The sequence below is a fragment of the Streptomyces smaragdinus genome, assembly GCF_009604385.1.
Lineage (GTDB): Bacteria > Actinomycetota > Actinomycetes > Streptomycetales > Streptomycetaceae > Streptomyces > Streptomyces smaragdinus.
The window spans coordinates 186,933-206,322 of sequence record NZ_WEGJ01000003.1 but is presented as its reverse complement, the minus strand read 5'-3'; the positions used below and the strand labels follow the sequence as shown (position 1 = coordinate 206,322).

Annotated in this window: 18 protein-coding genes; 7 read left to right on the top strand and 11 right to left on the bottom strand. The window is 73.3% G+C overall.

Translation table 11 applies throughout. The features are described from left to right. Positions 1-2 precede the first annotated feature (2 nt). From SRB5_RS07115 to SRB5_RS07105, 3 genes are read left to right on the top strand one after another with little or no spacing between them, the layout of a single operon-like run. Complete coding sequence (locus SRB5_RS07115) at positions 3-3,893, top strand: non-ribosomal peptide synthetase (RefSeq protein ID WP_153450578.1); 3,891 nt, start codon at positions 3-5, stop codon at positions 3,891-3,893. A gap of 39 nt (positions 3,894-3,932) precedes the next feature. Further along, positions 3,933-4,151 (top strand): MbtH family protein, encoded by a 219-nt coding sequence (locus SRB5_RS07110; RefSeq protein ID WP_153450577.1) that lies wholly within the window; start codon positions 3,933-3,935, stop codon positions 4,149-4,151. Continuing rightward, the gene (locus SRB5_RS07105) at positions 4,151-4,909 is read left to right on the top strand and encodes a thioesterase II family protein (protein WP_153450576.1); all 759 of its coding nucleotides are present in this window, start codon (positions 4,151-4,153) and stop codon (positions 4,907-4,909) included. Before SRB5_RS07110 ends, SRB5_RS07105 begins: the two co-directional genes overlap by 1 nt. 23 nt (positions 4,910-4,932) lie before the next feature. On the opposite strand, the gene SRB5_RS07100 is transcribed toward SRB5_RS07105, so the two are convergent. After that, complete coding sequence (locus tag SRB5_RS07100) at positions 4,933-5,142, bottom strand: hypothetical protein (protein WP_153450575.1); 210 nt, start codon at positions 5,140-5,142, stop codon at positions 4,933-4,935. Between the two features lie 104 nt (positions 5,143-5,246). On the opposite strand from SRB5_RS07100, the gene fabI reads away from it, so the two are divergent. Genes fabI through SRB5_RS37440 form a run of 3 tightly spaced genes read left to right on the top strand, consistent with a single transcriptional unit; the run spans position 5,247 to position 7,373 of the window. Continuing rightward, positions 5,247-6,050 (top strand): enoyl-ACP reductase FabI, encoded by an 804-nt coding sequence (gene fabI / locus SRB5_RS07095; protein WP_153450574.1) that lies wholly within the window; start codon positions 5,247-5,249, stop codon positions 6,048-6,050. Beyond that, positions 6,047-6,637, top strand: coding sequence for a hypothetical protein (locus SRB5_RS07090; protein ID WP_153450573.1), 591 nt, complete (start codon positions 6,047-6,049; stop codon positions 6,635-6,637). Before fabI ends, SRB5_RS07090 begins: the two co-directional genes overlap by 4 nt. After that, complete coding sequence (locus SRB5_RS37440) at positions 6,618-7,373, top strand: 4'-phosphopantetheinyl transferase family protein (protein ID WP_153450572.1); 756 nt, start codon at positions 6,618-6,620, stop codon at positions 7,371-7,373. The genes SRB5_RS07090 and SRB5_RS37440 overlap by 20 nt, the downstream gene beginning before the upstream one ends. Here the strand turns inward: SRB5_RS37440 and SRB5_RS07080 are convergent. The 8 genes from SRB5_RS07080 to SRB5_RS37435 form a co-directional block, all read right to left on the bottom strand. Beyond that, positions 7,363-9,180 (bottom strand): AfsR/SARP family transcriptional regulator, encoded by a 1,818-nt coding sequence (locus SRB5_RS07080; RefSeq protein WP_153450571.1) that lies wholly within the window; start codon positions 9,178-9,180, stop codon positions 7,363-7,365. The two genes, SRB5_RS37440 and SRB5_RS07080, sit on opposite strands and share 11 nt — an antisense overlap. Before the next feature lie 92 nt (positions 9,181-9,272). Then, complete coding sequence (gntA, locus tag SRB5_RS07075; RefSeq protein ID WP_323377213.1) at positions 9,273-9,992, bottom strand: guanitoxin biosynthesis heme-dependent pre-guanitoxin N-hydroxylase GntA; 720 nt, start codon at positions 9,990-9,992, stop codon at positions 9,273-9,275. 74 nt (positions 9,993-10,066) lie between these two features. Next, positions 10,067-10,882 carry an ABC transporter permease gene (locus tag SRB5_RS07070; protein ID WP_153450570.1) on the bottom strand — a complete coding sequence of 272 codons (816 nt, stop codon included), beginning with the start codon at positions 10,880-10,882 and terminating at the stop codon, positions 10,067-10,069. Further along, positions 10,879-11,883, bottom strand: coding sequence for an ATP-binding cassette domain-containing protein (locus SRB5_RS07065; protein ID WP_153450569.1), 1,005 nt, complete (start codon positions 11,881-11,883; stop codon positions 10,879-10,881). Before SRB5_RS07065 ends, SRB5_RS07070 begins: the two co-directional genes overlap by 4 nt. A gap of 22 nt (positions 11,884-11,905) precedes the next feature. Next, on the bottom strand, positions 11,906-13,555 hold the full coding sequence (locus SRB5_RS07060) for an alkaline phosphatase D family protein (protein ID WP_153450568.1): 1,650 nt from the start codon (positions 13,553-13,555) through the stop codon (positions 11,906-11,908). Positions 13,556-13,657: 102 nt separating this feature from the next. Further along, positions 13,658-14,308, bottom strand: a complete 651-nt coding sequence (locus SRB5_RS07055) for an HNH endonuclease family protein (protein WP_153450567.1) — start codon at positions 14,306-14,308, stop codon at positions 13,658-13,660. A gap of 200 nt (positions 14,309-14,508) precedes the next feature. Further along, on the bottom strand, positions 14,509-15,165 hold the full coding sequence (locus tag SRB5_RS07050; RefSeq protein WP_153450566.1) for an HAD-IA family hydrolase: 657 nt from the start codon (positions 15,163-15,165) through the stop codon (positions 14,509-14,511). Positions 15,166-15,244: 79 nt separating this feature from the next. Then, positions 15,245-16,060, bottom strand: a complete 816-nt coding sequence (locus SRB5_RS37435) for a peptidoglycan-binding domain-containing protein (RefSeq protein WP_153450565.1) — start codon at positions 16,058-16,060, stop codon at positions 15,245-15,247. Positions 16,061-16,186: 126 nt separating this feature from the next. Here SRB5_RS37435 and SRB5_RS07040 point away from each other — a divergent pair, with 126 nt between their 5' ends. After that, on the top strand, positions 16,187-18,367 hold the full coding sequence (locus SRB5_RS07040) for an MDR family MFS transporter (RefSeq protein WP_153450564.1): 2,181 nt from the start codon (positions 16,187-16,189) through the stop codon (positions 18,365-18,367). A gap of 6 nt (positions 18,368-18,373) precedes the next feature. Here the strand turns inward: SRB5_RS07040 and SRB5_RS07035 are convergent, their stop codons facing one another. Both SRB5_RS07035 and SRB5_RS07030 read right to left on the bottom strand, forming a co-directional pair. Next, positions 18,374-18,883 (bottom strand): GNAT family N-acetyltransferase, encoded by a 510-nt coding sequence (locus tag SRB5_RS07035; protein WP_153450563.1) that lies wholly within the window; start codon positions 18,881-18,883, stop codon positions 18,374-18,376. A 1-nt stretch (position 18,884) separates the two neighbouring features. Next, positions 18,885-19,214, bottom strand: a complete 330-nt coding sequence (locus tag SRB5_RS07030) for an antibiotic biosynthesis monooxygenase family protein (protein ID WP_323377212.1) — start codon at positions 19,212-19,214, stop codon at positions 18,885-18,887. Positions 19,215-19,390 lie beyond the last annotated feature (176 nt).

Below are 19,390 nucleotides of genomic sequence, written 5' to 3'. Positions count from 1 at the left end.
CCATGGCCCAGAGTCAGATCGAGGACGTGCTGCCCCTCTCCTCCCTCCAGGAGGGGCTCCTCTTCCACGCGCTCGGCGCCGCGGACGGCCACGACGTCTACACCGTCCACCTCTCCGTGGAGCTGCGCGGCCCCCTCGACCCGGACCGGCTGCGCACCGCCGCCGGCGCCCTCCTGCACCGGCACCCCAATCTGCGCGTGGTGTTCATGCACGAGGGCATGGACCAGCCGCTCCAGGTGGTCCGCCGCCAGGTCGACCTGCCCTGGCGCGAGGTGGACCTCACCGAGGCGCCCGACGCCCGGACGGCGTTCGAGGAGCTGTGCGCCGAGGAGCGCGGACGGCGGTTCGCGCTGGACTCGGACGTGCTGATCCGCTTCGTGCTGGCCGAGGTGTCCGAGGGCGTGTTCCGGCTGCTGGTCACCCTCCACCACATCCTGGTCGACGGCTGGTCCGTACCGCTGCTGCTGGACGACCTCTTCGAGCTGTACGAGCGGGACGGAGACCCGTCCGGGATGCGGCGGGTCACCCCGTACCGCGACTACCTCGCCTGGCTGGGCCGGCAGGACAAGGACGACGCCCTGGAGGTCTGGGCGGACGAGCTGAGCGGCCTCGACGGCCCCTCCCTCCTGACCGGCCCGCCCGGGACCCAGGAGGCGGAGCCGGTGGCGCCGCGGACGCACCTGGTGGAGCTGTCGCGTGAGCTGACCGACCGGCTCACCGCCACCGCCCAGAGCCGGGGCTGGACGCTGAACACCCTGGTCCAGGGCTCGTGGGGCCTGGTCCTGGGCTCGCTCCTCGGCCGCGACGACGTGGTCTTCGGCGGTACGGTCTCGGGCCGGCCGCCGGAGCTGCCCGGTATCGAGACGATGATCGGGCTGCTGATCAACACCCTCCCGGTCCGCGTCAGCTGGCGGCCCGGCGACCGGCTCGCCGACCTGTACGCGAGCCTGCAGACCCGGCAGACCGCCCTCACCCCGCACCAGCACGTCCAGCTCGCCGAGATCCAGGCCCGCTCCGGACACGGCGAACTCTTCGACACCACCACGATCTTCGAGAACTACCCGGTCGACGCCGACACCGCCCCCACCCTCGAGGGCGGCGTCGAGATCACCGACATGGACGCCGAGGACGGCACCCACTACGCGCTCACCGTCCTCGGCCTGCCGGGGGAGCGGCTGCGGCTGCGTATCGACCACCGCCCGGACGCCGTCGACGAGGCCACCGCGGTCCGGATCGGCGCCTGGATGCGGCGCGTCCTGGAGGCCGTCGCCGCCGACCCCGAGCAGCGCGTGGCCGACGTGACCCTGGCGGACCCGGCGGAGCTGCGGCGCCGGCTCGCCGCATGGAACGACACCGATCGCGAAGTACCCGACACCACCCTGACCGCGCTGCTGGAGGAGCAGGCCGCCCGCACCCCCGACGCCGTCGCCCTGATCAGCGGCGACGAAAGCCTCACGTACGCCGAACTGCACGCCCGCGCCAACCGCCTCGCCCGCGCCCTGATCGCCCGCGGCGCCGGCCCCGACCGCCCGGTCGCCGTCGCCCTGCACCGGGGTACGGACCTGGTGGTCACCCTCCTCGCGGCCCTCAAGGCGGGCTCCCCGTACCTCCCCGTCGACCCCGAACTCCCGCCCGCGCGCGTCGAGGCGATGCTGACCGGCGCCGCACCCGCGTGCCTGGTCACGAACAGCGCCGGACTCCCCGACACGGCCGAGGTCAAGCCCCTCGTCCTCGACGACCCGCTGACGTCGGACGAGCTGGCGGCCCAGAGCCCGGCCCCGCTCACCGACACCGAGCCCGCGGGGCCGCAGGACCTCGCGTACATCATCTACACCTCCGGCTCCACCGGCCTCCCCAAGGGCGTCGGCGTCCCCCACCACGGCATCGTCAACCGTCTGCTGTGGATGCAGGACCGCTACGGCCTCGGCCCCGCCGACCGCGTCCTGCAGAAGACGCCCTACGGATTCGACGTGTCCGTCTGGGAGTTCTTCTGGCCGCTGCTCACCGGCGCCGGCCTCGTCATGGCCAAGCCCGGCGGCCACCGCGAACCCGCCTACCTGGCCGCCGAGATCGTCACCCACGGCGTCACCACCGTCCACTTCGTCCCGTCCATGCTCGACGCCTTCCTCCAGGACCCCGCCGCCGCCGGCACCGCGGGCACCCTGCGCCGCATCATCTGCAGCGGCGAGGCCCTGCCCGACACCACCGCCGACCGCGCCATCGAGGTCACCGGGGCGGACGTGCACAACCTGTACGGGCCCACCGAGGCGTCCGTCGACGTCACGCACTGGGACCGCACGCCCGGCGAGGGCGCCGTACCGATCGGGCGGCCCGTGTGGAACACCCGGCTGTACGTGCTGGACGCGGCGCTGCGCCCGGTACCCGCCGGGGTGTCGGGGGAGCTGTATCTGGCCGGCGCGCAGCTGGCGCGCGGGTATGTGGGGCGGGCGCCGCTGACCGCGGAGCGGTTCGTCGCCGATCCGCTGGGCGGGGCGGGGGAGCGGATGTACCGCACCGGGGACGTGGTGCGGTGGCGGGACGACGGGGCGCTGGAGTATCTGGGGCGGGCCGACGACCAGGTGAAGATCCGGGGGCTGCGCATCGAGCTCGGGGAGATCGAGACGGTGCTGGCCCGGGTGGAGGGGGTCGCCCACGCCCGGGTCGTGGTGCTGGGGGACGCCCGGCTGGTCGCGTACGTCGTACCGGCGGCGGAGGACGACGGGCTGACCGGCCGGCTGAAGGAGGCCGCCCGTGCGGCGCTCCCCTCCTATATGGTCCCGACCGCGTTCGTCACCCTCGACGAACTGCCCCTCACCCCCAACGGCAAGCTCGACCGCCGCGCCCTGCCCGCGCCCGAACGCACCGGCGGCGGCGGGCTGAAGCCGCGTACCACCGCCGAACACCTCCTGTGCGCCGCGTTCGCCGAGGTACTGGGCGTCGAACAGGTCGCCGCCGACGACAGCTTCTTCGACCTCGGCGGCCACTCACTGGCCGCCGCCCGCCTCGTCTCCCGCGTCCACGCCCTCACCGGCACCCGCACCACCGTCCGCGCCGTGTTCGCCGCCCCCACTCCCGCCGCCCTGGCCGAGGCCCTGGCCGGCCGGGACGCGACCGCCGAGGACGCCGAGCCGGTGCTGGAGCTGCGCACCCGCGGCGACGTGACACCGCTGTTCTGCCTGCCGCCCGGCGCCGGGCTCAGCTGGTGCTACGCCGGACTGCTCGGCGGACTCGACCCCCGGCAGCCGGTGTACGGGCTCCAGGCGCCGAGCCTCGCCGGCGACGACGCGGCGACCACGCTCGGGGAGCTGGCCGCCGGGTACGTGGAGCGCATCCGCGGCATCAGCCCGCAGGGCCCGTACCGGCTGCTCGGCTGGTCCGCCGGCGGGCATCTGGCGCACGAGGTGGCCGTCCGCCTCCAGGAACATGGATTCACCGTAGATCAGTTGGTCATCCTGGACTCCTATCCGCTGCCCGGAACCGAGGGCGGCGGCCGAGGCACGGAGCCGACGCTCGAGGAGGTGTTCACAGAGGTGTTCGGGGAGTTCCTTGACCCGCACGCGCCCGACGCCCGCGAGCGCGCCCTGGAGCTCGTCCGCGAGGAGCTCGGGCAGTTCGGCGACCTGGGCGGGGCCCCGGTGGAGGCGGTGCTCGACACCCATCTGCTCACCACCCGGGCGATGCTGGCGTTCCGGCCCCGCGTCTTCGACGGCGACCTCGTGTTCTTCCGGGCGGAGAAGACCGCCGGCCACGGGCGCGACCACACCCACTGGACCCCGTACGTGACCGGGGAAATCCAGCTGCACCGGCTGGACGTACGGCACGACGAGATATCGCTCCCGGAGGTCATGGCGGACATCGGGAAGAAGGTTGTGGAAATTTCCCGGGCCGGATAATTTGCTCACCTTGATCGACTCTTGAAGGGAATCAACTGAATGTCCAATCCTTTCGACGACAACGACGGCACCTTCCTCGTCCTGGTGAACGACGAGGGACAGCACTCCCTGTGGCCGGATTTCGCCGAGGTGCCGGCCGGCTGGGAGAAGATGTTCGGTCCCGGTCCCCGGCAGGAGGCCCTGGACTACATCGAGCGCGAGTGGACCGACCTGCGTCCGCGCAGCCTCGTCGAGGCCATGAACGGGGCTGACGCCTGATGCCGCCCGCCGGTCCGCGCGGTGCGCCGGGCGGCTGGACGCGCTGCGGGGAGGCCCGGCCCGGTGCGGCCGTCAACCTCGTCTGCCTGCCGCACGCCGGCGGATCGGCGGGCTTCTACCGCGGCTGGAACGAGCTGCTGCCGCGGGAGGTCGAGTTCCACCCGGTGCAGTACCCGGGGCACGCGGACCGGCTCGTGGAGGAGCCGGTCGCCACGATGGCGGAGATGGCGGACCGGGTCACCGAGGCGATCCGGCCGCTGTTCGACCGGGACGTGGTGCTCTTCGGCCACAGCATGGGCGCCTCCGTCGCCTTCGAGGTGGCGAAGCGCTGCGAGGCCCGGGGGCTGCGGCCCCGGCTGCTGGTGGTGTCCGGGCGCGGCGCCCCGCACCGCCAGAGACCCGGCCACATGCACACCCGGCCGGACGACGAGCTGGTCGACTCCATCCTGGAGTTCAGCCCCGTCAGCGAGGCCGCGCTGCGCGAACCGGAGCTCCGCGAGCTGCTGCTGCCCGTGATCCGGGCGGACTACCGGCTGATCGAAACGTATCTGCCCGCCGACCCCGGACAGATCGCCGCCCCGGTCGCCGTACTGCGCGGCCGGGACGACGAGCGGGCCAGGGAGGTCGGGGCCTGGAGCGAACTCACCACCGGCGGCTGCGAGCACTACGAGTTCGACGGCGGCCACTTCTATCTGCTCGACCACGAGGACGCGGTGGTCCGGACGATCGCCGAAGTGGTCGCGAAGACCCTGCGGTGACCGCCCGGACGGGCCCGCGGGCGTCAGCTCCGCTGCCTGCGGGTGCGCACCGTCCCGTACAGCATGCACGCCCCCAGCAGGATCAGCACAATGCTCGCGAAAGGCTGCTGGTCGTCGAAGGAATTGACGATGAAGAAACTCTGTTCGGGATCCTTCCCGGCCGCCTCCTGAATGAGCGGCGCGATTCCCTGGACCAGGAACAGAGCGGCGACGATCTCGACGACCAGCAGCATTTCCGACCTCCGATAGCTGTTTGCGTTTCTACGGCAGCTTAGGGCGCGACCGGCGGCCGGCGGAAGGTCGGGTCCGCCGAATATGGAATCCGAATGGAGAAAAAATGGACCTGCTGAAGGGCAAGACGATTCTCGTCACCGGGGTGCTGACCCCGAGCTCCATCGCGTTCCACACCGCACGGGTGGCGCAGGAGCAGGGCGCCCGGGTGATCCTCACCGGGTTCGGCCGGCTCAGTCTGGTCGAGCGGGTGGCCAAGCGGCTGCCGGAGACGCCCCCGGTGGTGGAGCTCGACGTCACGGACGCCGCCCAACTGGCCTCCCTCGCCGAGCGGCTGCGCGAGCACACCGACCGTCTCGACGGCGTGCTGCACAGCGTGGCCAACGCCCCCGCCGGCGCGCTGGGCGGCAACTTCGTGCACACGACGTGGGAGGAGGCGGCGCACGCCTTCCAGGTGTCCGCGTACTCGCTGCAGGCCCTCACCCGCAGCGTGCTGCCGATCCTCGCCGAGCGCAGCTCCGTCGTCGGGCTCGACTACGACGCCTCGGTGGCGTGGGCGGAGTACGACTGGATGGGCGTCGCCAAGGCCGGCCTGGAGTCCTGCTCCCGCTATCTCGCCTCCTACCTCGGCGCGCAGGGTGTACGGGTCAATCTGGTGGCCGCCGGGCCGCTGCGTACCACCGCCGCGTCGAACATCGCCTTCGAGGACGGCGTCGACGTGAGCGACGAGTGGAACAAGATCGCCCCCCTCGGCTGGGACGGCGAGCGGTTCGAGCCCGTCGCGCGGGCCTGTGTGGCCCTGCTGTCCGACTGGTTCTCCGCGACGACCGGCGAGATCATCCACGTCGACGGCGGCGCCCACGCGATCGGCGACCGGCCCGGGGGCGGCGCGCGCGGAGCGGCCGCGTGACGGGCCTCGCGGCGCAGGGCGGCGACACGGCGATGCTGTCGGCCGTCGTCGCCTGCGAAGTCGCCTTCTGGGGCTTCCTGGTGACGGGCCTGCTCGCCCGGTACGCGCTGCGTGCCCGCCGGCTGGGCGGCGCCCTGCTGCTGGGGGTGCCGCTCGCCGACGCCGGTCTGGTCGCGTTCTGCGCCCTGCACCTCGCCTCCGGCGGCACGGCGGGCGCCACCCACGGCCTGGCCGCCGTCTACCTGGGCGTCAGCGTTACCTTCGGCCCGGTCTTCGTGGCCCGGGCGGACGTGTGGTTCGCCCACCGGTTCGCGGGCGGCCCTGCCCCGGTCCGGCCGCCCGAGCGCGGGCCCGAACGGCTGCGGCACGAATGGCAGATGTGGCGGCGCTGCGCCGGCGCGAGCGGGATCGCCGTCGCCTTCACCCTGCTCATGCAGCTGCTGTCCGACGGCGGCGCCCGGACTGCGGCCCTGTGGAACACGACGGCGCAGACGGCCGCGGTGACCGTGATCTGGCTCGCCGCCGGACCGCTGCGGCACCGGTACGCGGCCGGCGGGAGGCGCACGCGTGACACCAGTACGGCGTGAGCCGGCGGCCACGGGAGCGGCCGCGGTGGACGAACTGCGGCGCAGCGGCGACGTGTACGTGTGGAGCTGGTCGCTCAGCGGCTCCCTCCGCCCCGACGACCTGCTGCTCCAGGACGATGACCTCGCCCGGGTACGGGGTCTGCGCGACGAGTCGCACGCCGTCGCGCTGGCCCGTACCCGCGCCGGGACCCGCCGGGCCGTGGGCGGGCTCCTCGGCGTGGACCCACGCACCGTCCTCCTCGGCCGGCGCGCCACCGACGCCGCCGCCCCCGGCCAGGGGCCGCCCGAGCTGCTGAGCCCCGCGCTGCCGCTGTCCCTGAGCCTGGCCCGTACCGACGGCATCGGCGTGCTCGCGGTGAGCGCGGGGGGCGGGGTCGGCGTCGATGTGGAGACGGTGCGGCCGATCGACGTGGTGGAGCTGGCGGACGTCGTTCTCACGCCGTTCGAGTACGACCACGTGCGGGAGCTGCCGCCCGGGCCCTGCCAGGCGCTGCGCTACCTGCGCTGCTGGACGCGCAAGGAGGCCGTGGTCAAGGGCGCCGGACAGGGGCTGCTCTGCACCGACCTGGCCCGGCTGGAGACCCGCCCCGACGAGGACGGGCCCGTGACCCTGGCGTTCGGCCCGCGCCGGGAGCCGTGGACGGTGCACGACGTCCCGCTGCCCGGCCCCTGGGTGGCCGCCGCCGCCACGGCGCGCGAGCCCGGCCGGCCCCGGGGGCGCCTCGTCATGTGCTGAGCGCGTCCGGGGCGACCCCCCGGGCCTCGGCCAGCTCCCGGGCGAACAGCCGCACCAGCGGCGCGAACCGGTACACCAGCTCGTCCCCGCCCAGCCCCGCCACGTCGATCAGCCGCGCGTCCGCCAGCACCTCCAGCGCGTCCTCGGCCTCCCGCGCGTCCAGCCCCAGCAGCGGCGCCGCCCGCGACACGGAGAACTCCGGCACCGGCAGGGCCGCCAGCCGCCGCAGCGTACGCCGCGCCCCGGACGCCAGCCCCGCGTGCCCGCGCCGCAACCCGGCGCGCACGTCCAGCTCCCCGTACCGCAGCGCGTCCAGCCGCCGCTCCTCGGGCGTCAGCCGCGCCAGCAGCGCCGCCACCGACTCCCCCGCCGCCAGCCGCAGTCCGCAGATCCGTACCGCGAGCGGCGCGTGGTCGCAGAGCTCCACCAGCGCCGCGGCGCCGGCCGGGTCCCGCCGGACCGCGCCGGCGCCCGCGACCGACTCGAGGAGCGCCAGGGCCTCGTGCGCGGAGAGTACGTGCAGCCGTACAAGATGCGTCCCCTCGTCCACGACCGGCGCCGTCCGCCCGGTCAGCAGCGTGCGGCAGGAGTCGCCCGCCGGCAGCAGCGCCGCCGCCTGCGCGCCGTCCGCCACGTTGTCCAGCAGGACCAGGATCCGCCGGTCCGCGACCAGCCCCCGGAAGAGCTGCGCCCGCCCGGACAGGGTCCCCGGCTGGGTGTGCCGGGACATGCCCAGCACGCCGAGGAACGTCCCCAGCACCTCGTACGGATCACGCGGCGAGCCGTCCTCCTCCGTCAGGTCGGCGTACAGCTGACCCTCCGGGAAGTGGTGCCGCAGCAGATGCGCCGCGCGCAGCGCCAGCGCCGACTTGCCGGTGCCGGGCATCCCGGTGATCACCACCCGGTCCGGCCGCCCGGCCGACGCGCCACGCAGCCGGTACACCACCTCCGCGAGCTGCTGGGGGTGCCCGGTGAAGTCCTCCACGTCCGGCGGCAGCATGGCCGGCGCCGAACCCTGGCCGACCAGGCTCCCGCTGCCGATCACCGTCCGTCCGCGGGGCTGCGGGGAGGGTCCCGGCCGCTCGTTGTCCAGCGTCAGCCGGTGTGCCTCGCGCAGCGCGGGGCCGGGCTCGATGCCCAGCTCGTCGCGGAGGATGACGAAGCCCTCGCGGTACACGGCCAGGGCGTCCGCGGACCGGGAGCTGCGGTACAGGGCCGTCATCAGCTGGGCCCGCAGCCCCTCGTTGAGGGGGTGGTCGGCGACCAGGCGGGTCAGCTCGGGCACCAGCTCCGCGTGCCGGCCGAGCGCCAGGTCGGCCTCGATCCGGCCCACCAGCGTGGTGACCCGGGCCTCCTCCCAGCGGGGCGTCTCCGCCTCGGCGAGGAACTCCGTGGCGTTGGCCAGCGGAGCCCCCCGCCACAGCTCGAGGGCCGCCTTCAGCAGCGCCCCCGCCTTCTCGAAGTGCCGGGCCTCCAGCGCCTCGCGCCCCAGCCGGTCGAGGCGGTGGTACTCGACGGTGTCGATCCACGCGTCGTCGGAGTCCAGCACGTAGCCGGGGCGACGGCGGTCGATGGAGACCACGTCGCCGAACTTCTTCCGCAGCCGTGACACGTACGTGTACAGCTGCGCGTTCATCGTCGCCGGCGGGTCCCACCGCCAGAGGAACTCGCTCAGCCGGCCGTCCGGGACGACGTGCCCGTGGGAGAGCAGCAGCGCGGCGAGCACAGTGTGAATCTTTGTCCCGGCCAACGGGACCGGGGTCCCCTCATGGGTGACCTCGATGGGGCCGAGCAGGCGGAACTCCATGCGACAGCACCTCGTCCGTTTGTCCTGGTTTCTCGTGAACGAGGCTAGCCAGAGCGGGTTTTGAACCCTTGTCGGACGGATTTTGCGCGATTTCAGATCGGTTTCGTGCTGCCGGAGTCAGGCGAAAGAGTTTCGGCCGACGAGGTCGCCGCGTCCGGCCCCGGCTTCGGGGAGAACGGGCAGACCCACTCCCGTTCCGTCATCCGGCCGCCGTAGTGCCTGGCCTCGTCCTTGTACGCGATGAAGCTCGGGTTCATCGCCCCGTGGAAAGCCTTCTCCCGCTTGCGTATCTTCATGCGCAGCTTGAAGAAGTTGATGCCCAGCGCGTTGAACTGCCGGTGCGAGTTGAAGACCAGCGCCGGATACGCGAACCGCCGGCTCGGCCGCGACGCCCGCGGATTCAGCCCCACCACGAAGAACGGGTGCCCGGCCACGGAAAAGCCGAAGTTCGCCGACGCCGGGTCGCTGTCGTAGTCCTCGCACCAGTCGTACGCCAGCCGGTCCCGGTCGTGCAGGGCCTGCAGATGACGCCACAGCGCCGCCTCGAACTCCTCCTCCGACCCCGGCTCCGGCCCGTCGAAGGTCGCGACGAACGACGTGAAGCTCTGCGCGCTCGGCTCGAACGTCTCCAGGAACGCGTACAGGTCGTCGAGATGCCGTACGACGGACTCCGCGCCGCCCAGCTCCCCGTAATGATGCTGGAGGACCCGGTGGCGCCGCAGCGCCGCCCGGGCCCCCAGACAGACGAAGTCGTCCTCGGTGATGAACTCCTCGAGTGCCGCGGACACCGCGGCCGGATCCACTGCGCTCACACTGTCCTCGCTCACGGTCGTGCACCGGCCGGGTCACCGCGACCCGGCCGGCACGTCCCAACGTCCTCTTGAAATCAGCGGTCGCCGCGCCCGAACCGCACCGCGGCCAGCGGCGCGACCACCAGGGCGATCCCCGCGGCCCACGCCACCGTCGTCAGCGCCGGGGCGGCCACCGCGCCCTCGCCGTTGACCAGCGCCCGGCAGGCGTCGGCCAGGTTCGACAGCGGGTTGACGTCGGTGAAGGCCCGCAGCCAGCCCGGCATCGTGCCGGTCGGCGCGAAGATCGAGCTGCCGAACTGCAGCGGCAGCACCGCCACCATCCCGATGCCCTGCACCGCCTGCGGACTGTTCAGCGTCAGCCCCAGCAGCACCGACACCCACAGCAGCGCCATCCCGAACAGCATCGTCAGCCCCGCCGCGCCCGCCAGCCCCAGCGCCCCGCCCGGCACCCGAAGGCCCAGCGCGAAGCCCATGCCCAGCAGCACCGCCATGGTGACGGCCATCCGGCCCGCCTCCACCAGCACCTGCGCGGCCAGCACCGAGAAGCGGCTGATCGGCAGGGTGCGGAAGCGGTCCATCATGCCGGTCGAGAAGTCGGAGTTGACGCCGACGCCGGCGGTCATGGCGACGTTGATCGCCACCATCGCCATCAGCCCCGGCATCACGTACTGCACGTACTCGGCCCGGCTCGAGGAGATCGCCCCGCCGAAGACGTACACGAACAGCACGGTGTAGATGACCGGCGCCAGCACCACGTCGAAGAGCGAGTTGGGGTCGGCCTTGATCTGCAGCAGCCCGCGCCGGACAAGCGCCCGCAGATGCGCCGTGCTCCGGCGCAGCCGCAGCACGGGCCCCGCCCCGGCCGTCAGTCCGATCGCCGCGCTGCTCATGACATCGCCTTCTCTCTCTCCGGGGCCGGCGCGCCGGCGGTCAGCGTCAGGAACACCTCGTCCAGCGTGGGCTCGCGGGTGTCGACCCGGGCCAGGGCGAAGCCGTGGGTGCCGAGGAGCCGGACGACCGCCGTCAGGTCGTCGTCCCCCTGCACGGGGATCCGCAGCATGCCCTCGTCGCCGGCCTCGTCCGGCGCCACCCGTACCGCGCCGGACAGCACCGCCCGCATCGCGGGCAGGTCCGCCGGATCGGCCGGCTGCACCCGCAGGACGCTCCCGCCGACCCGGGCCCGCAGCTCCTCCACCGGCCCGTCCGCGATCACCTTGCCGCGGTCGACGACGGCCAGGGCGTCCGCGAGCCGCTCGGCCTCCTCCATGTACTGGGTGGTGAGCAGCACCGTCGTCCCGTTGCCGGTCATCCGGCGCACCTCGTCCCACACCTCGTTGCGGGTCCGGGGATCGAGGCCCGTCGTCGGCTCGTCGAGGAACAGCACCGCCGGCTCACCGACGATGCTCGCCGCCAGGTCCAGCCGCCGCCGCATACCGCCGGAGTACGTACCGGCCGGCCGGTTGCCCGCCTCGGTCAGCGAGAACCGCTCCAGCATCTCCCGGGCCCGCGCCCGGGCGGCCCTGCGCGGCACGTCCAGCAGCCGCGCGATCAGATACAGGTTCTCGAGCCCGGACAGCTTGGCGTCGACCGCCGCGTACTGCCCCGTCAGCCCGATCAGCCGCCGCAGGTCGCGCGCGTCGCGCAGCACGTCGAGCCCGCCTACCACGGCGGTCCCGGCGTCGGGTCTGATCAGCGTGGACAGGATGCGGACGAGCGTCGTCTTGCCCGCGCCGTTGGGCCCGAGCACACCGAGCACCGTCCCGCGCCGGACGGTCAGATCGACGCCGTCCAGGGCGGTGACGGGAGTAGCGCCGCCGAAACGTTTCACGAGGCCCCGGACGCTGATCGCCACGTCCTCGCCCTGAGCCGGAAGGGCCGGAGAGGGAGTCATGGCGGCAGTGCACAACGCGGGCCTACACAAAGCCTGTACTCGCGGCCTCCCGCAGCCCTCCTTCCGACGCCTGCTCCAGGAGTACGTGCGCCTCGTCCCGTCCGCCCAGCGTGAGCGTCATGACCTGGTTGCCGAACCACGGCCCCCCGGTGAGGTCCCAGCGCACCGCCGGCCGCCCCGCCCGCCCGTGACGCCGCAGCAGCCGCCCCAGCGCCCGCCCGCCCCGGGACCAGCCGAAGCGGAACCCGGCGCGCATCACCCCCGGGATGCTGTTGTGCATCGGCGAACACGTCAGCTGCAGCACCCGGCTGGCCACCGGCTCCGTCCACCGGGGCTCCGCGATGTACGCGTGGTGCACGTCCCCCGACAGCACGCAGATCGTCGCCGGCGCCTCCGGCCCCCGCCCCACCTCGGCGATCAGCTCGGTCAGCGCCGTGAACGACCGGGGGAACGCCGCCCAGTGCTCCAGATCCGCCGCCTGCCGTATCCGCTCCCCGGCCCGGGCCCACCGCGCGCCCTTCGCGCCCCCGCACAGCGCGGCGTTCCAGGCCTCCGCGTCATGGATGGCGGGCGGCAGCAGCCACGGCAGCGAACTCCCCAGCAGCAGATGGTCGTACGACCCCGGATCGTCCAGCATCTGCTCCCGCAGCCACTTCCACTCGCCCGCGTCGAGCATCGCCCGCCGGTCCTCCGCCAGCACCCGCGCGCACCGCGAGTCGGCCATCAGCAGCCGCACCCGGCCGAAGTCCCGGCGGAAGCTCCAGCGCACGGACGTCACGTCGGCGTCGGCGCGCTCGGCGAACTCCCGTACCGGCGCCGTCCCGTCGTCCGCCGCCCGCACGGCCTTGAACAGCGGGTCCGCGGCCAGCTCGGCGGGGGCGAGATTGCCCAGGTGCTGGTGCACCCAGTACGACATCAGCCCGCCGGTGATCCGCTCGTGCCACCAGGACGTGGCGCGGATCTCGCGCTGCCAGGCGTCGGAGGTGTTCCAGTCGTCGATCACGTCGTGATCGTCGAAGATCATGCAGCTGGGCACGGTGGACAGCAGCCAGCGCACCTCGGGGTCGAGCCAGGACTCGTAATAGAGGAGCGTGTACTCCTCGTAGTCGGCTATCTGCCCGCCGGGACCGTCCGGATCGGCGATGTCCCGCCGCCCGGCGAGCTGTTCACGGATCCCGGCGGAGGTCTCGTCCGCGTACACCTGATCCCCGAGGAGCAGCAGCACGTCCGGCCGCTCACCGGCCGGCGCCCCCGCCAGCCGCTGGGCGAGCGCGTCCAGCGCGTCCGGCCCCACCGGATCGTCGTCGCCGTCGGGCTTCGCGGCCCAGCGGCACGAGCCGAACGCCAGCCGCAGCGGCGGCCCGCCGGCGGCGCGGACGCGGATGACGGACGGGGGGAACGGGCTGTCGGGCGGCGGCCACACCGGGCGGCCGTCCAGGGCGACCTCGTACGGGTCGTCGGTGCCCGGGACCAGGCCGGTCACGGTGATCAGCGCGTAGTGGTGTCCGGCGACCCGCCAGGTGCGCGCGCTGCCCGCGGCGCCCGTGGCCGTGCGTACCGTGGCCTCGCAGGGGCCGTCGGCCTCGATCCAGATCGTCGCGTTCGCCCCCGCGTCGGCGTCCGCGTCCGCGTCGACGTAGCGCAGCAGCGGCCCAAGGCGCAGCTCGGCCATCCGGCCCTCCAGGTAGTCGGTGGGCCCCCGAGCGTAGAGAAGGACCGCCCCGCAGATCCAGGTTCGGGCGGACCCGGGTCGTCCCCGGGCCCGCCCGGTGTGTCAGCAGCCGCTCAGGACCGACGACAGCTTCGTCTTCTCCGCCTGCTCCAGGCTCAGGCCGTACTTGTACTTCACGGACACCCACATCCGCGCGTACATGCAGTGGTACGCGGTACGCGGCGGCATCCAGGCGTCGGGGTCCCGGTCGCCCTTGGACTGGTTGACGTTGTCCGTCACCGCGATGAGCTGCGACGACTCGAGGTCGTTGGCGAACGCCTGGCGGCGGGCCGTGGTCCAGCCCGAGGCCCCCGAGCGCCAGGCCTCGGCGAGCGGGACGACGTGGTCGATGTCGACGTCGCCGGACGCGGTCCAGGTGGCGCCGTCGTACGGGGAGTACCAGCTGCCGCTGGTGGCGGCGCAGCTCGAGTTCGTCACCACGCCGGTGCCGTCGCGGACCAGGACGACCTCACGGGTGTCGCAGCTGCCGGTCTGGGTGATCCAGTGCGGGAACTTGTCCCGGCTGTAACCGGTGGACGAACCCTCTGCCTTGACCGTCAGGGCGGCGAGGTACGTCCGGGCGGTGGCGGCGCTCGGCGGGGTGGGGGGCGCCGCCTGGGCGCCGGAGGGGGTGAGGAGGAGCAGCAGGGGTGCGAGGACGGCGAGGAGCGTCAGTCGACGCGCGTAGAGACGTGGGCGGGGTTTGCGTGACATACGAACTCCTTGGGAGCACTGGGGGGATTGACCCGGAACGCCGCGGCGTTCCGGGGGTGCCGTACCCAGCTTCAAGGCGTGCGCATGTCAATGCAAGAGGCGCAAGGGTGTACGGAGGCGCTTTGTATGTACGAAGAGGTGAAATTAAACGGCGGTTGTCGCCCCCGTCGGACAACAGCCGCCCGGAAACAAGGAGATCTTCAGCTCACGATCCGCAGCTCGACCCCACCGTCCGGCCCCGGAGCCACCCGCACCTGCTCCAGCGTCTCCACCGCCACCGTCGGCCCGAGCTCCGCCGCCCGCGGGCCGACCCCGACCACCTGCATCCCGGCCGCCTTCGCCGCCCGGATCCCGGCGTCGGCGTCCTCGAACACCACGCAGTCCGCCGGCGCCACGCCCAGCTCCGCCGCCGCCAGCAGGAACCCCTCCGGGTCCGGCTTGCTCGCGCTCACCGACTCCGCCGTGATCCAGGCGGCCGGGATCGCCAGCCCGCCGGCGTCCATCCGCGCCTTCGACAGCGCGCGGTCCGCGGACGTCACGAGCGCGTGCGGGACGCCGCCGTCCCGCAGGGCCGCCAGGAACGCCGGGGCGCCGGCGACGGGGACGATCCCCTCGGTGTCCTCCGTCTCCCAGACCAGCATCCGGGCGTTGTCCGCCAGATTCCGCTCCACCGGACGCTCCGGGAAGAGCATCGCCAGGGTGGCGTGGGCCTGCCGGCCGTGCACATGGGGGAGGACCGCGGCGGGGTCCACCCCGTTCTCGGCGGCCCAGCGGCTCCAGGCGCGGTCGACGGAGGCGTCGGAGTTGATCAGGGTGCCGTCCATGTCCAGCAGGACGGCGCGGGCCGTGAGGCGCATACGGGCACTCCGGGGCGTCGGGGTTTTGTTCTCCCATGATACAAAATTGCGGGCACACCTTCCACCACGGACGGCCGGACTACGTGCGGCTCTCCAGCGACCTGCGGGTGTTCGGCCCGTAGACGCCGTACGGGTCCCCGGTGACCCGGTTGAACCTCTGGTAGGTGCCGACGGCCTTCTCCACCCGCGAGCCGTACTCCCCGTCGACCGGCCCGTAGTAGACGCCGGCATCCCGCAGCCGCCGCTGGAGCTCCACGACCTCCGCCCCCGACGAACCGCGGCTCAGCGTCGGCGCGGGCGGCGGCGTGGTGGGCCGGGGGGTCGGCGTCGGCGTCCGGCTGGGGGTGGGCGACGGCGAGGCGGAGGGTGACGCGGACGGGGACGCCGACGGTGAGGCGGACGGGGACGCGGAGGGGGACTCGGACGCGGTGGGCGACGGCGGGGCGGAGGGCGTCTCGGACGGCGCGTCCGACGCCGTCGCGGTGGCGTCCGGGCGGTCGGGGCCCGCGTCGGTCTCCTCCGGGGCCGAGGTGGCCAGGACGGCGGCGACGCCCGCCACGGCCAGCACCGCGACGGCGGCCCCCGCGATCAGCAGCGTCCGCCGTCCGCGCGGCGCGGGCCGCGGGGGCGCGGGGCGCCGCGCGGGCTCGACGAGCGGCGGGAGCTCGGTCGTGTCGTCGCCGGTGCCGCCCTCGAAGAGCTCCAGGTCCTCCTGGTCGGGCGTATGCCCGGTCCGCACCGACCGCTCGGCGGTCTGCGTCACGTACGGACGGATCAGCTGCGGCCCGGCGTCCCGCGCCCGCGGACCGCCCGCGGCCCGGATGGCGCACCCGCACTCCGGAGTGCCGTACGCGTTGTACCGCGCACCGCACTGCGGGCAGCTCTGGTCGTTCACCGCTCTTTCCCCTCCATCGAATGCCTAGCGATTATGCAGAAAGCGGCTCACGGTGCCCAGGCCGGGCCCGCTGCCCGATGGCCCCCCGGGAGGCCATAACGGATCAAACGGGCGACTATGGGTGCCATGGCGCAGGATCAGCCCGGCAGTGAGCCCCCCGGCCCGGACGGACCGTATCCACGAGGTGAGACGACCGCCCCCGAGTCGTACGCCCCGGACGGCACGCAGGAGCGCTCGCACCGCAACGTCATCGTCTCCATCGGCGCGCTCCTCAGCGGCATGCTGCTCGCCGCCCTCGACCAGACCATCGTGTCGACCGCGCTGCCGACCATCGTCAGCGAACTCGGCGGCCTGGAGCACCTCTCCTGGGTCGTCACCGCGTACATCCTGGCCTCGACGGCCGCGACCCCCCTCTGGGGCAAGCTCGGTGACCAGTACGGACGCAAGAAGCTCTTCCAGTCCGCGATCCTGATCTTCCTCGTCGGCTCCGTCCTGTGCGGCATCGCGCAGAACATGCCGCAGCTCATCGCCTTCCGCGCGATCCAGGGCCTGGGCGGCGGCGGCCTCATGGTGCTGACGATGGCGATCGTCGGCGACATCGTCCCGCCCCGCGACCGGGGCCGCTACCAGGGCCTCTTCGGCGCCGTCTTCGGCGCCACCAGCGTCCTCGGCCCCCTCCTCGGCGGTGTCTTCACCGAGCAGCTGAGCTGGCGCTGGGTCTTCTACATCAACCTCCCGATCGGCGTGGCCGCCTTCTTCGTCATCGCCTCCGTCCTGCACATCCCCCGCCACGCCACCCCGCACCGGATCGACTACCTGGGCGTGGTGCTCATCGCGTCCTTCGCCACCTCGCTGGTGCTCCTCACCTCCCTCGGCGGCAACACCTGGGCCTGGGACTCCCCGGAGATCATCGGCCTCGGCGTGCTGGGCGCCGTGCTGCTGGTGGCCTTCGTGTACGTGGAGGGGCGGGCCGCCGAACCGGTCATCCCGCTGAAGCTGTTCCGGATCCGCACCTTCGTCCTGTGCTCGGTGATCGGCTTCGTCGTCGGCTTCGCGATGTTCGGCGCGATGACCTACCTCCCGACGTATCTGCAGGTCGTCCGGGGCGTCACGCCCACCATGTCCGGTGTGCACATGCTGCCCATGGTCGCCGGTCTGCTCATCGCCTCCACCGGCTCCGGCCAGCTCATCAGCCGCACCGGGCGCTGGAAGATCTTCCCCGTCCTCGGCACCGCGATCACCGCCGCCGGACTGCTGCTCCTGCACGAGCTGCGCGTCGACTCCTCGAACTTCGCCACGGGCACGTACTTCTTCGTCTTCGGCTTCGGACTCGGCCTGGTCATGCAGGTGCTGGTGCTCGCCGTGCAGAACGCCGTCGGCTACGAGGACCTGGGCGTCGCGACCTCCGGGGCCACGTTCTTCCGCTCCATCGGCGCCGCGTTCGGCGTGGCGGTCTTCGGCACGATCTTCACCAGCCGGCTGGGCACCCATCTCCGGGAGAACCTGGCCGGGCGGCAACTGCCGGGCGGCGCGAGCGTCGAGTCCCTGATGGCCGACCCGCGCGGGCTGGCGCAACTCCCGGGGGCGCTGCGGCTGCCGGTGCTCACCGCGTACTCCACCGCCATCACCGACGTGTTCCTGTACGCGATGCCCGTCGCCCTCGTGGCCTTCGTCGTGTCGTGGTTCCTGAAGGAGGACCCGCTGCGCGGCACCGTCACCGTGCCCGACGCCAGCGAGACCCTGGCCACCAACCCGGTCGAACGCTCCTCGCGCGAGGAACTCACCCGCGCCCTCACCATCCTCAGCACCCGCGAGGGCCGCCGCGAGCTGTACCGGGACATCACCGCCCGCGCCGGCCTCGACCTCCATCCGGCGTCGAGCTGGCTGCTGCTGCGGCTCCTGCGGTACGGATCGGCGGACCCGGCGCTGCTCGCCGCCCGGGCGGACCTGCCGATCGCGGTCGTGACCACGGCCGCCCGGGAGGTCGAGGGGCGGGGCTACGGCGCCCGGGAGGGCAATCCGCTGGTCCTCACCGACGCGGGCCGCGGGCCGGCGGTCAGGCTGGCGCGGGCCCGCGAGGAGGCCATGTCCGAACTCCTCGGCGACTGGTGGACCCCGGACCGCCCGAAGGATCTGTCGAACCTGGTCACCGAGCTGTGCGCGGAGCTCTCCGGCTCCGACGAGGAGGCCCCGTACGACGATTACCCCCGCCGCACCCCGGTCCCCGGCGCCGACACGGGCGGCGGCCACGACCTGAACCACCACAGCCGGCACCGGTTCCACGGCGACTACCGCGGCGGGGAATGAGGTCCGTCAGACGGTCAGGTCCTTCGCGTAGCAGTGCTCCGCCCAGTCCTCGTCGATGTACTTCGGGATCTCGGCGTAGCCGTGCGCCTCGTACATCGCGCGGGCCTCCGTGAGCACCGTGCGGGTGTTGAGGACCAGCCGGGTGCCGGCCAGCAGCCGGGCCTCCTCCTCGGCCGCCAGCAGCAGCCGCCGGCCCAGGCCCCCGCGGCGGGCGGCCGGGCGGACGTACAGCCGCTTGAGCTCGCAGCAGCCCGGGGCGCCCGGCAGGACCCGTACACCGGCGAAGCCCAGCAGTGTGCCGTCCGCGTCGCGGGCGCCGAGGAAGACGCCGCGGGGCGGCTCCAGGTCGCCGGACTCGTCCCAGGCCAGGGCCTCATCGAGCTCGGCGTCCGTCGCGGGCCGGCCGAAGATCCGCTCGCCGGTCTCCGCGAAGTACTCCCGGACGGCCTCGGCGACCTGCGGATTCTCGTACGGTTCGGGGGCCAGGACTATGGCCCCCAGGGCAACGTCCGCCATCTCACGCCCCCTTGGGGCCGGCGCTCCGGACCACCTCGAACGACCACACCTCGGACCCCGAGGCGGCGGGCCGCTGCGCTCCCGTACCACCGCCGCCGCCCTGGTGGGCGCTCTTCATCGGCCCCTCCATCCAGGCCCGGAACGCGGCCTCGTCCCGCCACCGCGTGTACACCAGATACCGGTCGGTGCCCTCCACCGGCCGCAGCAGCTCGAACCACTCGAAGCCGTCGGAGCCCTCCACGGCCCCGGCCCGCGACGCGAACCGCTTCTCGAGCACCTCACGCTGCTCGGCGGGGACGGTCAGCACATTGATCTTCACGATGCTGGACACACGAAACCTTTCACCGGCGGGAACCGGCTCCGGCACCCGCGCTCGACTCGCTGCGAGCAGTCTCCTACATCCACCCGCCGGAAGGCCGCCGCGTTTCCCCCGGACAGCGCGACGCCCCCGTCCGGCGCGGTGCCGGAACGGGGGCGTCGAATGACAGGGCGACGGCGGCGGGGCCG

Coding starts and splice junctions, on each gene's coding strand:
- SRB5_RS07115 (WP_153450578.1), top strand. CDS start 3: ATGGCCCAGAGTCAGATCGAGGACGTGCTGCCCCTCTCCTCCCTCCAG.
- SRB5_RS07110 (WP_153450577.1), top strand. CDS start 3,933: ATGTCCAATCCTTTCGACGACAACGACGGCACCTTCCTCGTCCTGGTG.
- SRB5_RS07105 (WP_153450576.1), top strand. CDS start 4,151: ATGCCGCCCGCCGGTCCGCGCGGTGCGCCGGGCGGCTGGACGCGCTGC.
- SRB5_RS07100 (WP_153450575.1), bottom strand. CDS start 5,142: ATGCTGCTGGTCGTCGAGATCGTCGCCGCTCTGTTCCTGGTCCAGGGA.
- fabI (WP_153450574.1), top strand. CDS start 5,247: ATGGACCTGCTGAAGGGCAAGACGATTCTCGTCACCGGGGTGCTGACC.
- SRB5_RS07080 (WP_153450571.1), bottom strand. CDS start 9,180: ATGGAGTTCCGCCTGCTCGGCCCCATCGAGGTCACCCATGAGGGGACC.
- SRB5_RS07070 (WP_153450570.1), bottom strand. CDS start 10,882: ATGAGCAGCGCGGCGATCGGACTGACGGCCGGGGCGGGGCCCGTGCTG.
- SRB5_RS07065 (WP_153450569.1), bottom strand. CDS start 11,883: ATGACTCCCTCTCCGGCCCTTCCGGCTCAGGGCGAGGACGTGGCGATC.
- SRB5_RS07060 (WP_153450568.1), bottom strand. CDS start 13,555: ATGGCCGAGCTGCGCCTTGGGCCGCTGCTGCGCTACGTCGACGCGGAC.
- SRB5_RS07055 (WP_153450567.1), bottom strand. CDS start 14,308: ATGTCACGCAAACCCCGCCCACGTCTCTACGCGCGTCGACTGACGCTC.
- SRB5_RS07050 (WP_153450566.1), bottom strand. CDS start 15,165: ATGCGCCTCACGGCCCGCGCCGTCCTGCTGGACATGGACGGCACCCTG.
- SRB5_RS07040 (WP_153450564.1), top strand. CDS start 16,187: ATGGCGCAGGATCAGCCCGGCAGTGAGCCCCCCGGCCCGGACGGACCG.
- SRB5_RS07035 (WP_153450563.1), bottom strand. CDS start 18,883: ATGGCGGACGTTGCCCTGGGGGCCATAGTCCTGGCCCCCGAACCGTAC.